Origin of the sequence: Roseibium suaedae (assembly GCF_900142725.1) — a bacterium.
Taxonomy (GTDB): domain Bacteria; phylum Pseudomonadota; class Alphaproteobacteria; order Rhizobiales; family Stappiaceae; genus Roseibium; species Roseibium suaedae.
Genome location: NZ_FRBW01000003.1, coordinates 363,643 through 377,314 on the forward strand (window position 1 = coordinate 363,643; position 13,672 = coordinate 377,314).

Below are 13,672 nucleotides of genomic sequence, written 5' to 3' on the forward strand. Positions count from 1 at the left end.
CCAGCCGGAAACGGGCTATGACTTCCAAAAACTTTTAGCGCATCTCTTCAGGCGCTTCGACGCCCAGAAGCGCAAGACCTGAAGCAAGCACCAAGGAGACTGCACGAACCAAAGCAAGACGCGCTAGGGTTAATTTGGTGTCATTGGCGTTAATAAACCGTAATTGAGGCATTTCCTTGCCTCTGTTCCAGTGACCATGCAAAGAGCTCGCAAGCTCATGCAGGTAGAACGCAATCCGGTGCGGCTCGTGGGTTTCTGCTGCAGCTTCAACGATCTTCGGCCATTCGGCCATCTTCGCAATCAGCTCCAGTTCCCCGATGTCATCCAGCGCGGAAAGATCAGCCGCAGCCAATACTGCATCCGACATGTCTACACCCGGCAATTCTTCACCAGCCTGACGCAGGACCGAGCAGCAGCGGGCATGGCCGTATTGCACGTAGAAGACCGGGTTGTCCTTGGACTGTTCGGTGACCTTCTGGAAGTCGAAATCCAGCGGCGCATCGTTCTTCCGGTAGAGCATCATGAAGCGGACCGGATCACGGCCAACTTCATCCACCACATCACGAAGCGTGACGAAGTTACCGGAACGCTTGGACATTTTGAACGGCTCACCAGCGCGGAACAGCTTCACGAGCTGGCACAGGCGCACGATGACTTCGGACCTGCCACCGGAGACAGCCTTGCCCACGGCCTGCAGACGCTTGACGTAGCCGCCATGGTCGGCGCCGAGGATGTAGATCATCTCGTCGAAGCCACGCAGGAACTTGTCGCGGAAGTATGCAACGTCGGCCGCAAAATACGTGTAGGAGCCGTCGGACTTCTTCAGGGCGCGGTCGGTGTCGTCACCATAGTCGGAAGCCTTGAAGAGGGTCTGCTCACGGTCTTCCCAGTCGTCCGGCACCTGCCCTTTCGGCGGCGGCAGCGTGCCTTCATAGATCAGGCCATCACCGCGCAGGGCTTCAATCATCTCATCGATCTTGGACGGGCCATTGCCTTCATGGGCATGAAGCGTGCGCTCGGAGAAGAAGACGTCATGCTTGACGTTGAGCTGCAGGAGATCGTCCCGGATCATGTCCATCATCGCATCGATGGCAACGTTCTTCACGATCGGAAGCCACTCGTCTTCGGACATGTCCTTGAGAGCAGAACCGTGATCGGCAGCAAGCTTCTGACCGACCGGAACGAGATAGTCGCCCGGATAGAAGCCTTCCGGAATCTCACCGATATTCTCGCCGAGTGCCTCGCGATAGCGCAGGAAGGCGCTGCGGGCCAAGGTGTCGATCTGGGAGCCGGCATCGTTGATGTAATATTCGCGCACCACATCGTAACCGGCATAGTCGAGCAGGCTCGCCAGCGCGTCGCCGACAACGGCGCCACGGGTATGGCCAACATGCATCGGGCCGGTCGGGTTTGCGGAGACGTATTCGACGTTCACCTTCTTGCCGCTGCCCATCTTGGAGCGGCCGAAATCAAGCCCTTCGGCGACGACTGCAGCCAGAACCCGCTGCCACACGGCCGGGGCCAGGCGCAGGTTGATGAAGCCGGGGCCGGCAACGGAGACTTCCGTGATATCAGGGTCGGCGCGCAGCTTTTCGGCCAGCTTGTCAGCCAGATCGCGCGGCTTGACGCCTGCGGGCTTTGCCAGAACCATGGCCGCATTGGTGGCCAGATCGCCATGCGCCGGATCGCGGGGCGATTCCACGGTCAAGCGGGAGATGTCCAGAGCGGATCCGTCAGTGGCCACCAGCTCCAGTCCGGCAACGGCAGCCTTCACCCTTTCGGCAAATTCAGCGAAGATATTCATAATCATCCAACCTTTACGGGTGCCCTTCCGGACCCCCAAGTAGAACAGCCCCGCGCGCTGAAGACGTCGTCACGTCCAGTGCTGCAGGGTCTGAAGTCGAGAAGCGGCCTAACCCAAATCAGGGGTATCGTCAAATAATCTGCGGTGTTCGTCCATGGCGAAGCGATCAGTCATGCCAGCGATATAGTCACAAACGCGCCTTGCCTTGACCTCCTCGGAGGCCACATCCAGTTCATTGCGCCAGGGTGCGGGCATGTCGGCCGGATTCTGCATGAAGTAAGCAAAGAGCTCGCGCACAACCCGCGCAACCTGACGACGGACAGCCAGCACATCCTCATGCCGGTAGACCCTGGCAAAGAGGAAGCGCTTCACTTCCTTTTCCGCAATTTCCATGGCCGGGGAAAACCCGACCATGCAGCGGCCGCAAGCGCGGATCTCTTCCACGGACTTCGGGTTCAACTCCTTGAGACGGCGGAAAGATTCGGAAATGACATCCTCCACCATACGCGTGATGGAGCGCCGCACGATCTCGTGAATCCGCCGGTATTCCTCAAGCCCCGGATACTTGGCGTCAACTTCCGCCAGAATATCGGCAAGGAAAGGCACCGCCTTCATGTCCTCGACCGCAAAGAGACCGGCGCGCAGGCCATCATCAAGGTCATGAGCATCATAGGCAATGTCATCTGCGATGGCGGCGGCCTGCGCTTCCGCACTCGGCCAGCTCGACAGCAGCAGGTCCTGCTTGCCGGCATATTCTCGGATGGCAAAGGGTAGCTGGCTGCCTGCAAACTTGCCAAGCGGCTTGCCGTCTTTCTCAATAAGCGGGCCATTATGCTTGACGAGCCCTTCAAGGGTTTCCCAGGCAAGGTTCAGACCGTCGAACTCCGCATAGCGATGCTCCAGACTGGTCACGACCCGCAGAGATTGGGCATTGTGGTCAAAGCCGCCAAAAGGCGCCATGCATTCATGCATGACATCCTCGCCCTCGTGCCCGAAGGGCGTGTGACCAAGGTCATGGGCGAGCGCAAGACACTCCGCCAGATCTTCATCCAGCCGCAAGGCACGCGCCAGAGAGCGGGCGATCTGGGAGACCTCGATCGTATGGGTCAGGCGGGTGCGGAAGTGATCGCCCTCATGATAGACGAAGACCTGTGTCTTGTGCTTCAGGCGGCGGAAAGCAGACGAATGGATGATCCGGTCACGGTCCCGCTGGAACGGCGTGCGGGTCGGGCTCTCCGGCTCGGGAAACAGGCGCCCGCGGCTCCTGGCCGGATCCTGTGCAAAAACCGCGCGCTCCTGGGCGCCATACCCTAATTCCAAATCCAATCTCGCCTCCGTTGGGGCTATATCCGCCGGGCTCATGCAGGCCCCGCACATTGACGGCGGCGATGCGAACCCATACCTATCAGGGAAAGCGCCTCCCCCAATTCAAGGCTGCACCATGACCGAAACACTTGAACATCCCGTAACAGTGAGTGACCGCGCTGCCAAGCGCATCGCCCGCATTGTTGCCAATGAACCGGAAGGCACCGCCCTGCGCGTCAGCGTGGAAGGCGGCGGCTGCTCTGGCCTGCAGTACAAATATGATCTCGTGACCGAACGGGAAGACGACGACCTTGTGATCGAGAAGAACGGCATTGCCGTGCTGATCGATTCGGTCTCCCTTCAGTATATGACCGGGTCCGAGATCGATTTCGTCGATGACCTGATCGGCCAGTCCTTCCAGATCACCAATCCGAATGCGGTGGCCGGCTGCGGCTGCGGCACCAGCTTCACGATCTGACCCTTTCTGCCCGTCCCCCTTGCGGCTGAGACGCACATTGTACCGACCGGAGCCCTGCGCCTGACATGAAAATCGCCACCTGGAATATCAACGGCGTCAAGGCGCGGGTCGAAGCCGTACAGGAATGGCTGAAAGAGGCCTCTCCGGACATTGCCTGTTTTCAGGAGATCAAGTCCGTGGACGAAGGCTTCCCGCGGGAGGTTTTCGAAGCGCTCGGCTACAACGTTGAAACCCATGGCCAGAAGGGCTTCAACGGCGTGGCCATTCTCTCCAAGCTGCCCCTGGAAGATGTCCAGCGCGGCCTTCCGGGCGACGACAGCGACGAGCAGGCCCGTTATATCGAGGCGACCGTCTCGACACCGCTGGGAGCTGTCCGCTTCGGTTGCCTCTATCTTCCCAATGGCAATCCGCTCGGCACGGAAAAATTCCCCTACAAGCTTGGCTGGATGAACCGCCTGATCGCCCATACGGAGAAACGGCTCGCGGAAGAAACACCCTTCCTGCTTCTGGGCGACTTCAACGTCATTCCCGATCCGGTTGACGCTGCAAAGCCGGAAGCCTGGGTGGATGATGCGCTGTTCCAGCCGGAAAGCCGCCAGGCCTTCCGCGCCCTGATCAATCTGGGCATGACAGAAACCGTGCGCGCCTGCACGGAAGCGCCCGAAACCTATACGTTCTGGGACTACCAGGCCGGCGCCTGGCAGAAGAACAACGGCATCCGCATCGACCATATCCTCTTGTCCCCCCAGGCAACCGACCGTCTGAACGGCTGCGGGATCGACAAATATGTCCGCGGCTGGGAAAAGCCCTCTGACCATGTTCCGGTCTGGGTGGATCTGGCTGCTGCCTGACAGGGCATAGCTGCCGCAACGTTCACAGCCTCTTCCGGCAAACCTGCAGGACGTGTTAGGCTTTAGCCTCCACCGGGAGGCGGCGGCATGCTTCGTCCATTGCGAGGATCAGGATCACAGGCTACGGGCCACAGGGCTCGCGGGCGTTTCCTTGCGCCCGGCCTGATTGTTCCGCTCATGATCAGCGCGATAGCAATGGGCCTTTGGAGCACGGGCAAAGGACTGGCGGCAGAACAGACGCGCGAATGGCCTTCTGCCCAGCACAAGACCGGGAAACAGGAAGAGCCCCCCTGCACCTGCCGCTACTATGGCGAGGAATTCAGGCTTGGCGAAACGATCTGCATGAAAGGTCAGGAAGGCAAAAGGATCGCCATCTGTGTGATGGTGATCAACAATCCGTCCTGGGAAAAGACCGGCGCCGAGTGCCCTTCGGCGCAATTGTCACCCCGAAGGTCTCTTGAAACCCCTGTGAGCTTCGCAAGCCTCAACGGCAAGGGGTAATGCACCCGGCCGGTTTTCGGGAGAATTTAAGCCAGACTACTGAAGCGCGGGCGTGGAGGCCGTCATCACGGCTGCCGGATTATGATCGATCCAGGTATCGGCCATCGCACGGGCACGGCCGCGGATTGCCTCGCTTGCCAAACCGAAATACTGCTCGTGAAGAGCATTGATCCAGCCGGAATCCTGACCATGCGCACGGCGGTGGGCGATGGTGAGCCACATGAGGCCACGCGCCTTGCGCTCGTCATCATGGCCCTGGGTGAACAGGGTCTCGCCGAGACGCGCCTGAGCACCGACATGCCCCTTCAGGGCTGCCAGATTATACCAGCGAACGGCCATGCGGCTGCTGCTGTCCTGATAGAGGCGGCCAAGCTCGTACTGAGCCTGAGGATCGCCAAAATAGGAGGCGGCGTGGGTGAAGATCTGACGGGCACGCGCAACATTCTGGGGAACGGCATCGGAGATCCCGTTGAGATAGTAATTGCCGAGCGCAACGAAAGCGCTGGCGACGAACGGCGCATCCGGAGCTTCCGGACGGTCGTCGCCATGTTCGCGCACGATCTGGCTGTAATATTCGAAGGCCTTGAGGTCGTCTTCCTTGACCCCGTCGCCGGAGGCATACATCTCGCCGAGCTTCCAGGCGGCCATGGGCTGGCCGTTTTCAGCAGCGTAACGCAGGGAGTTCAGGGCACCGGCCTTGTCACCGGAGTAATACTGGCGCGCACCGTAGCGCAGCGCTTCGCTCGGAGAGATCGCTTCCAGTGACAATGGCTTGGTCTGGGTCGGCGTCCCGTCAAAGGCGAGAGCCGCCTGACCACTGAGGGCCATCGTGACAACGCCGGCAGCCACACCTGCCGTTATGATAAGGTCCCGCAATGCGGACATGATCTTGAACTCTCTAGGCCTGTCGTATCCCTGTCCCATCTGTTTCGCACTATATCTGTGCAATTCGACCAGACTTGGGCCTTCCAGGGTCTGAATGTGGCGGTTCGGGGGATTCATCTGGTCAAACCGGGCCATCTTGCCCATTTTTCCGAGATCCAATCTGCCCAAGTCCCGAACCACTCCGCTCGTCTCCTGTTTGCTCCGGGCCAGCCCCTGCCAGGTTCAAGGAGAACGTTGCGAGGCGCCTTCGAAGACCCCTACCGGATGATGTTGAAACATGGCCGAACCGCGGCAGCAACGCCGCATTCAGGGGCAGGATGCGACTCCCTGGGGAACCGTTGCCAAAAGGACACAGATTAACCATCCAACCTCGTCAGCTTCACCTAGGACGGGAAATCCACCAAGGGCAACACAACCGGCACCGGCAGCTTCAGCAGCCGAAATCCGGATCGCTCCTCCCCCGAGAACCTCCCCCGCCCGACCGCAAGCACAGGCTCGCGGAGTCAGACCTTGTCAGAGACACATGGAATCACAATCCGGTTCACATTCGGTTGCCAGAACCGTGAAACTGTTACGCCAGCCTGTTTAAAACGGGGGAGTTCCGCGCTTCCGCTTTGATGTTCCAGCTTTGTTCTGAGACAATCTCTTTTGATTCGGGCAAAAGACGTTTAGGGCAAAGGCATGGCGGCAAGCCCAGTTCCCGCAAGTGGCGCTCAAAAGCTGTTGAGCAGGCCCGGTGCGGATTTAAGATCAGGCGAAGCCAGGCAGAGGATGGACAGGATTCAATGAGCGGTAAAAGCGATTTGTTTGGTGGCAACGCGGCTGAAGCCAGAGAGGACGACCTGCCTTTCCAGAGCGCGCCCAAGCCTGCCAGCAAGCCGGCCGCAGTCCCCGCCATGAATCCGGACGGGGAATATTCCGCCGCCGACATCGAAGTGCTTGAAGGCCTGGAGCCGGTTCGGCGGCGCCCAGGCATGTATATCGGCGGCACCGACGAGCGCGCCCTGCACCACCTCTTTGCCGAAGTCATCGACAACTGCATGGACGAGGCCGTGGCCGGACATGCCACCTGGATCGATGTGTCCCTGGATGCAGAGGGATACCTGACGGTTACCGACAACGGCCGCGGCATCCCTGTCGACGCCCATCCGAAATTCAAGGACAAGTCCGCACTCGAAGTGATCATGACGACGCTTCACGCAGGCGGAAAGTTCGACAGCAAGGTCTACGAGACCTCCGGCGGCCTGCATGGCGTCGGCATTTCCGTCGTGAATGCCCTGTCCGAAGACCTGATCGTCGAGGTCGCGCGCGCCCGCAAGCTGTATCGCCAGCGCTTCCAGCGCGGTCTGCCGCAGGGACCGCTGGAACATGTCGGCGACACCCAGAACCGCCGCGGCACGCTGGTGCGGTTCAAGCCCGACCACGAGATCTTTGGCCGCGGCGCAAAGTTCAAGCCGTCGCGCCTCATGTCCATGGCCCGCTCCAAGGCTTATCTCTTTGGCGGCGTCGAGATCCGCTGGCATTGCGCACCGGAGCAGCTGGAGGAAAAGGACACGACGCCGACCGAAGCCGTGTTCCATTTTCCGGGCGGCTTGCGCGACTTCCTGGCGGAGAAGCTCCATAAGGAACGCCGCGTTGTCGACGACATCTTTGCGGGCACCACAGGCAAGTCCGGTGGCCATGGCGCCGTGGAATGGGCCGTCACCTGGTATGCGGGCGACGGCTTCGTCAATTCCTACTGCAACACCATTCCGACCCCGGAAGGCGGCACCCATGAAGCCGGGTTCCGCTATGCGCTGCTGCGCGGCCTAAAGGCCTATGGCGAGCTGACGAACAACAAAAAGGCTGCGCTGATCACCGGCGACGACGTGATGACCTCTGCCGGCGGCATGCTGGCGGTCTTCATCCGAGAGCCGGAATTCGTCGGCCAGACCAAGGACAAGCTGGCGACCAACGAGGCAACCCGCATTGCCGAAACTGCGGTCCGCGACGCGTTCGACCACTGGCTCACCGCCTCCCCGAACCAGGCCAACAAGCTTCTGGAATGGGTGATCGACCGGGCCGAGGAACGCCTGCGCCGGCGTCAGGAAAAGGACGTTGCCCGCAAGACCGCTGTCCGCAAGCTGCGCCTGCCCGGCAAGCTGGCAGATTGCTCGGCCAATCAGGCCGACGGCACAGAACTCTTCATTGTCGAGGGCGACTCGGCAGGTGGCTCAGCCAAACAGGCGAGAAACCGCGCCAATCAGGCCGTTCTGCCGCTGCGCGGCAAGATCCTGAACGTTGCCAATGCGGGACGCGACAAGCTCGTTGCCAACCAGCAGCTTGCCGACCTGATCCAGGCGCTCGGCTGCGGCACCCGCTCGCAATACCGGGATGAGGACCTGCGCTACGAGAAGGTCGTCATCATGACGGATGCTGACGTGGACGGCGCGCACATCGCCTCCCTGCTCATTACCTTCTTCTACCGGGAGATGCCCGCGATGATCCGCAACGGCCATCTGTTCCTGGCCGTTCCGCCGCTTTACCGCCTCTCCCAAGGCGGCAAGACGCTCTATGCCCGCGACGACGCCCACAAGGACGAGTTGATGGCGACCGTCTTCAAGGGCAAGTCCAAGGTGGAAATCGGACGCTTCAAAGGCCTTGGTGAAATGCTGCCCTCGCAGCTGAAGGAAACCACCATGGATCCATCCAAGCGCACCATGCTGAGGGTCGCCATTTCCGAAATGGCAGAAGAAGACACCAGCGACACGGTGGAGCGCCTGATGGGCAACAAGCCGGAAGCCCGGTTCCGCTTCATTCAGGACAATGCCGAATTTGCAGAAGACCTGGACATCTGATCCGGCCACATTCGGGCAGTGCTATTTTTTGGGCACTGCCTCTCTCTGAACAAATTGACCCAGCGATAATCATAAGTTACTTCTAGCTACAGTTTTTGGGATTTTTTCCTATGCTTCATTCATTGTATTCCGCCATAGACCGCCGGAGACGGCCACTTCGGGAACATCATTTCGTGACGTTTCCGGACATCAAGGTCGCTTATGCGCGCGTCCCAGGCTGCCCTGCACGCACCCTGTCGAAGTTGATCGACCGTCTGTCCAGCTCTGCGCTGGCGTGCAAGTCCGGCATGGCCGCGTCCCGCAGCAGAGGAACTTCGTCTGCTGGCAATTCCAGCCAGCGCAAGCCGGACCCTGCTCTTGTCTGGCACCGGGATGCAGATCTCTACACGGCCCGCGACCTGCAGCGGAAGCTTCCGGATGCCTTCGTCTTTGCCCTGATCCAGAATCCGTTTGAACGGGTCGCAGACAGTTTCGTGTCCGTGATCGAGAGCGAAGCCCCGCTTCCGACCTTCTTTGCCGACAACGGCTTTTCCAAAGACATGAGCCTGGACCAGTTCGCAGCCCGGGTTGCGACCACTTCCGACATGTCCTGCGACAACCAGCTGCGCACCCAGACATCCATTCTGAAACATGAAGGCCGCATTGTTCCGGACCTCATTCTGTCGATGGACCGGCTGCATCTTCAATGGTCCCGCCTGCGGGGCCAGCTCTGGGAACGGTCGAACGTCGACATCGGCCCGAAGGCACCCGCCATCAGCACCTCCGCCCGTGTCCAGGAACTGGCGCAGGCCCTGACAAAGTCGCCTGCAGCCCGTGAGCTTCGCCGCCGCTTTGCCCGCGACTATGTCCTACTGGACACCAGCTGGAACGGCGCGACACCGGTTCGCTCAGCTTCTCCTATCCGCATCTCGGCCTGAAACAGCTGAGCGAGCGGTCTGGCCGGCCGAACGTCCAGCCGCAGCACCCCTGACAGGCGGAATCCCGCAAAAGGCTGCCCTGCAGCACTGATACAACCTCCATTGTTAACCGAAATGAGCGTCAGAGCGCTGATCTGGCGAATTTCTGCGCCTTTAGCCGCTCGCGATCATTGACACGCTAGCGAACAAATGTAGGGTGTGCGCAACCTGGCCTCAGAGGGCCGGAAGATCTCATCATCCGTGCAATAACTTACCGGGCACCCCGCTCTATGTCATTTAATAGTCTCGGCCTTAGCGAGAAGGTTCTCGCCGCAGTTGAAGCCGCTGGATACTCCGAACCGACGGCCATTCAGGCAGGCGCCATTCCTCTTGTACTCGAACGCCGGGATGTATTGGGCATCGCCCAGACGGGAACAGGCAAGACGGCAAGCTTCACGCTGCCGATGCTCACCCTGCTCGAAAAGGGCCGTGCCCGTGCCCGCATGCCACGCACGCTGATCCTTGAGCCGACCCGTGAACTGGCTGCCCAGGTTGAAGAAAACTTCGACAAATACGGCGTCAATCACAAGCTGAACGTCGCCCTTCTGATTGGTGGTGTCTCCTTCGGCGAGCAGGACAAGAAGATCGACCGCGGCGCAGACGTTCTGATCGCGACCCCGGGCCGTCTTCTCGACCACGTCGAGCGCGGCAAGCTGATGCTTCAGGGCGTGGAAATCCTCGTTATCGACGAAGCCGACCGCATGCTCGACATGGGCTTCATTCCGGACATCGAGCGGATCTGCAAGCTCATCCCCTTCACCCGCCAGACCCTGTTCTTCTCGGCCACCATGCCGCCGGAAATCCAGCGCCTGTCGGACGCTTTCCTGCAGAATCCGGCGCAGATCGAAGTAGCAGCGCCCTCGACCACCTCTGCAAATGTCACCCAGCGGCTGAAGGCAGCAGGCTCCGTCGACTATGAAAAGCGCGCGGCTCTTCGCGAGTTGCTTGAAAGCGCCGAAGACCTGAAGAACGCGATCGTCTTCTGCAACCGCAAGCGCGACATCACCACCTTGTTCCGCTCCCTGGAGCGTCACGGCTACAATGTCGGTGCGCTTCATGGCGACATGGACCAGCGCACCCGCATGATGATGCTGGACAATTTCCGCAAGGGCAATGTAACCCTGCTGGTCGCCAGCGACGTGGCCGCCCGAGGTCTGGACATTCCGGACGTCAGCCACGTCTTCAACTACGACGTTCCGATCCATGCCGAGGACTATGTCCACCGCATCGGCCGTACAGGCCGTGCAGGCCGCAAGGGCTCTGCCTTCACCATCGTGACCGGTGACGACAAGAAGTATCTCGACGCGATCGAAACCCTGACCAAGCAGTCCATCGAGTGGACTGGCGATCCGGTTGATTTCGAAGCCGCTGCCGAAGAGCGCAAGGCGCGCCGCCGCGGTGGCCGCAGCGCCGCAAAGGCCGCAGCTACTGACGAGCAGGACGGACAGGCCGCAGTTCCGAAGAAGCGGGCAACCAGAAGCCGCTCCAGCCGCAAGGAAGTTGCAGAGGCAACGGAAACCGCGGTCGAACAGGTCGAGGAAGCGGCAGCAGGCGAAGAAAAGCCGGCACCGCGCCCGTCCCGCCGCCGCGCACCCAAGGCAGCCGCAGAAACTCCGGCGCCTGTCGAAGCCGTGGCCGACGAAATTCAGGACAATGAGCCGCAACCCCGGCCAACCCGCGCTGAGCGCCCTGCCCGTGGCGAGCGCAACCCGCGCAATGACCGGAATGCGCAGCCCCGCGCCCCGCGTCAGGAGCGCAATGAACCAGCCTTCGGGATTGGCGGCCACATACCAGCCTTCATTCTGCGGGATCCGCGCCCAAAGAAAGCGTCCTGAAAATTTTTCAACAGGCCCCGGAGTAATCCGGGGCCTTTTCATTTCCGGCAGATGCTTTCCCGTACTTCTGCAAAAATGCGATAAGTAATTTAACCTGCGCTGACAGATCAGCAGTCCGACGAGCCCCGTCGTGCGGACATTGATCCTGCGTTCCTCGTCCAAGTTCCTTCATTTTATGAAAGAGATGAGGCAGAAGACCAAGTTTCCAGCTCACACAAATCGCGTCAAACAATCATTCAAATTAAATAAAATATATAGATACAACCAAAACATTCAAAGAAATAGACCTCGCCCTTTTACCCTCACCAAACAATGACAAAACGAAACCCTGAGCCACCGGGCGCTTTAACTTTAATTTAAGCGTTATTGTTGATTTTGACGATAGCTCCATTCATTACAAATGTTGCACTCACTTATTTCCGGAAGCGGGCAAACCATGGCGGAAGATGACGACTTCAAAAGGACAATTGTCTACGGCGAGTCAGCCATTTCCTATATCAAGCGCAACAGCCTGCCCGCTTATCCGAAGAGCTATGAGCTTTGGTACACCTATTCCTCTGGCTACAACCACGGCCTCAATCGTGCCGTGAACGAGATCCTGCGCCACAAGGGCAATATCTCGTCCGAGGACATGCAGCAGCTCTACAGCAAGTATCTTTCCCCGACCCGCCTTGGCGACCGTCTCAATGACGTTGGTTCGAAGGTCTCAAAGGAAGTCGAAGGGCTGATCGACTCCCTCAAGCACAGCGTGAATGCGGCATCCGATTATGGCCTGTCGCTGCGCAAGGCGACGAACATCCTGCCGGAACTTCAGGACCCGAAGAAACTGGAAGCCTTCATCACGATGATGGTTCACGCGACGCGGGAAGCCATGGTCTCGAATTCCAAACTGGAGGCCCAGTTGATGGAATCCAAGCGCCAGTTCGAGGTGCTTCAGACCAATCTGGAAGCAATCCGCTACGAGTCCCTGACCGATGAACTGACCACACTCGGCAACCGCAAGCATTTCGACACGGCTCTGGACCAGAGCATTGCCCAGGCCGACCATACCGGCGAGCCGATGGCGCTGCTCCTGACGGACATCGATCACTTCAAGCGCTTCAACGACACCTATGGCCACCAGACCGGTGACCAGGTTCTGCGCCTCGTTGCGCTGACCACCAAGCAGAGCGTCAAGCCGCACGATGTTCCGTGCCGCTATGGTGGCGAGGAATTCGCGATCATTCTGCCGCGCTCCAGCCTGGCAGAGGCGCATGATGTAGCTGAAAAGATCCGGTCTTCCGTCATGTCCAAGGAACTGCTCAAGCGATCCACCGGAGAGAATCTGGGCCGTATCACCGTCTCGATCGGCATTTCCATGTACAGCCGGGGCGACACCGCCCATGGCTTAGTTGCCCGTGCCGACGAAGCACTCTACACGGCCAAGCGCAATGGCCGCAATCTCGTCGTCACCGAGAAAGACCTCAGAGAACGCACGGAAGTTGCCTGAGCAGGACTCAGGCACGCTCTTGCCCCGTTAATCTTGGAAAATACAGGCGCAGCAGCACTAATCAGCGCGCCGCATCCAGACCCATTCGCCAGAAATCGGCCTCAAGCCGGCTTGCCTGGGTGAAGGTCTGAAGCAGGGCCGGATAGCGGGCCTCTGTCAGATACCTGTCGGCCGTGCGGTCCATCCAGTCCGAAAAGGCCTGCGCCACACCCTGATAGCCACTGCCGGAATATTCATCCAGCCAATTGCGGTAGGACTTGGCAGCGGGGCCTTGCGGCTGGGCAGTCAGGTTGTCCCGCCCGATTTCCGCATAACCAAGGACGCAAGGGGCAAGCGCGACCTGCAGGTCGAGCAGATCGCCACGCATGCCGGTCTCAAGCACGAAACGGGTATAGGCAATCGTCTGGCTCGCCTCGGGCAGCTTCTGAAGCTCGTCCTTCGACAGGCCCCAGCCTGCGCACAAGCCGACATGAAGGTCCATTTCCGTGTCCAGAATGGCTTTCAGGCCTGCGAGGGCCTCCTGCATGTCAGCCAGATTGTCAGCCTTGTAGATGGCGAGCGCGTGGGCGCGCGAAAACTGGATCAGAAACAGATAATCCTGCGCCAGATAGGTCCGGAAGGCTTCTTCCGGTAGACTGCCGTCGGCAAGCCCCTGAACGAAGGCATGACGGGTGTAGTCCTGCCAGACAGCAAGACTGTCGGCGCGAAGCCGTTCAAAGAAACTGGACATG

General features: G+C 59.8%; 11 protein-coding genes. 7 read left to right on the plus strand and 4 right to left on the minus strand.

The genetic code is table 11. From position 1 onward, the window contains the following. Positions 1-34: 34 nt before the first annotated feature. Positions 35-1,804, minus strand: coding sequence for an arginine--tRNA ligase (gene argS, locus BUA94_RS15215; RefSeq protein ID WP_073014167.1), 1,770 nt, complete (start codon positions 1,802-1,804; stop codon positions 35-37). Between the two features lie 108 nt (positions 1,805-1,912). Further along, positions 1,913-3,130: a deoxyguanosinetriphosphate triphosphohydrolase gene (locus tag BUA94_RS15220; RefSeq protein WP_139251150.1), complete on the minus strand. Its 1,218-nt coding sequence runs from the start codon at positions 3,128-3,130 to the stop codon at positions 1,913-1,915. A gap of 115 nt (positions 3,131-3,245) precedes the next feature. On the opposite strand from BUA94_RS15220, the gene erpA reads away from it, so the two are divergent. From erpA to BUA94_RS15235, 3 genes are all read left to right on the plus strand, one after another. After that, positions 3,246-3,587 carry an iron-sulfur cluster insertion protein ErpA gene (gene erpA / locus BUA94_RS15225; RefSeq protein WP_073014169.1) on the plus strand — a complete coding sequence of 114 codons (342 nt, stop codon included), beginning with the start codon at positions 3,246-3,248 and terminating at the stop codon, positions 3,585-3,587. A 65-nt stretch (positions 3,588-3,652) separates the two neighbouring features. Further along, positions 3,653-4,438 (plus strand): exodeoxyribonuclease III, encoded by a 786-nt coding sequence (gene xth, locus BUA94_RS15230; RefSeq protein ID WP_073014170.1) that lies wholly within the window; start codon positions 3,653-3,655, stop codon positions 4,436-4,438. Positions 4,439-4,615: 177 nt separating this feature from the next. Then, positions 4,616-4,939 carry a hypothetical protein gene (locus BUA94_RS15235; RefSeq protein ID WP_139251151.1) on the plus strand — a complete coding sequence of 108 codons (324 nt, stop codon included), beginning with the start codon at positions 4,616-4,618 and terminating at the stop codon, positions 4,937-4,939. 36 nt (positions 4,940-4,975) lie between these two features. Here the strand turns inward: BUA94_RS15235 and BUA94_RS15240 are convergent, their stop codons facing one another. Beyond that, on the minus strand, positions 4,976-5,968 hold the full coding sequence (locus BUA94_RS15240) for a tetratricopeptide repeat protein (RefSeq protein WP_208980110.1): 993 nt from the start codon (positions 5,966-5,968) through the stop codon (positions 4,976-4,978). A gap of 641 nt (positions 5,969-6,609) precedes the next feature. Between BUA94_RS15240 and parE the strand changes: the two genes are divergently transcribed. The 4 genes from parE to BUA94_RS15260 all read left to right on the plus strand — a co-directional run bounded on the left by parE (position 6,610) and on the right by BUA94_RS15260 (position 12,941). Next, on the plus strand, positions 6,610-8,661 hold the full coding sequence (gene parE, locus BUA94_RS15245) for a DNA topoisomerase IV subunit B (RefSeq protein WP_073014172.1): 2,052 nt from the start codon (positions 6,610-6,612) through the stop codon (positions 8,659-8,661). A gap of 173 nt (positions 8,662-8,834) precedes the next feature. Then, complete coding sequence (locus BUA94_RS15250) at positions 8,835-9,578, plus strand: sulfotransferase family 2 domain-containing protein (protein ID WP_073014173.1); 744 nt, start codon at positions 8,835-8,837, stop codon at positions 9,576-9,578. 269 nt (positions 9,579-9,847) lie between these two features. After that, positions 9,848-11,452: a DEAD/DEAH box helicase gene (locus BUA94_RS15255; RefSeq protein ID WP_073014174.1), complete on the plus strand. Its 1,605-nt coding sequence runs from the start codon at positions 9,848-9,850 to the stop codon at positions 11,450-11,452. A gap of 436 nt (positions 11,453-11,888) precedes the next feature. Beyond that, a complete protein-coding gene (locus BUA94_RS15260) occupies positions 11,889-12,941 on the plus strand; it encodes a GGDEF domain-containing protein (protein WP_073014175.1) in 1,053 nt (350 codons plus the stop codon). 61 nt (positions 12,942-13,002) lie between these two features. Here the strand turns inward: BUA94_RS15260 and tenA are convergent, their stop codons facing one another. Next, complete coding sequence (tenA, locus tag BUA94_RS15265) at positions 13,003-13,671, minus strand: thiaminase II (RefSeq protein WP_073014176.1); 669 nt, start codon at positions 13,669-13,671, stop codon at positions 13,003-13,005. Position 13,672 lies beyond the last annotated feature (1 nt).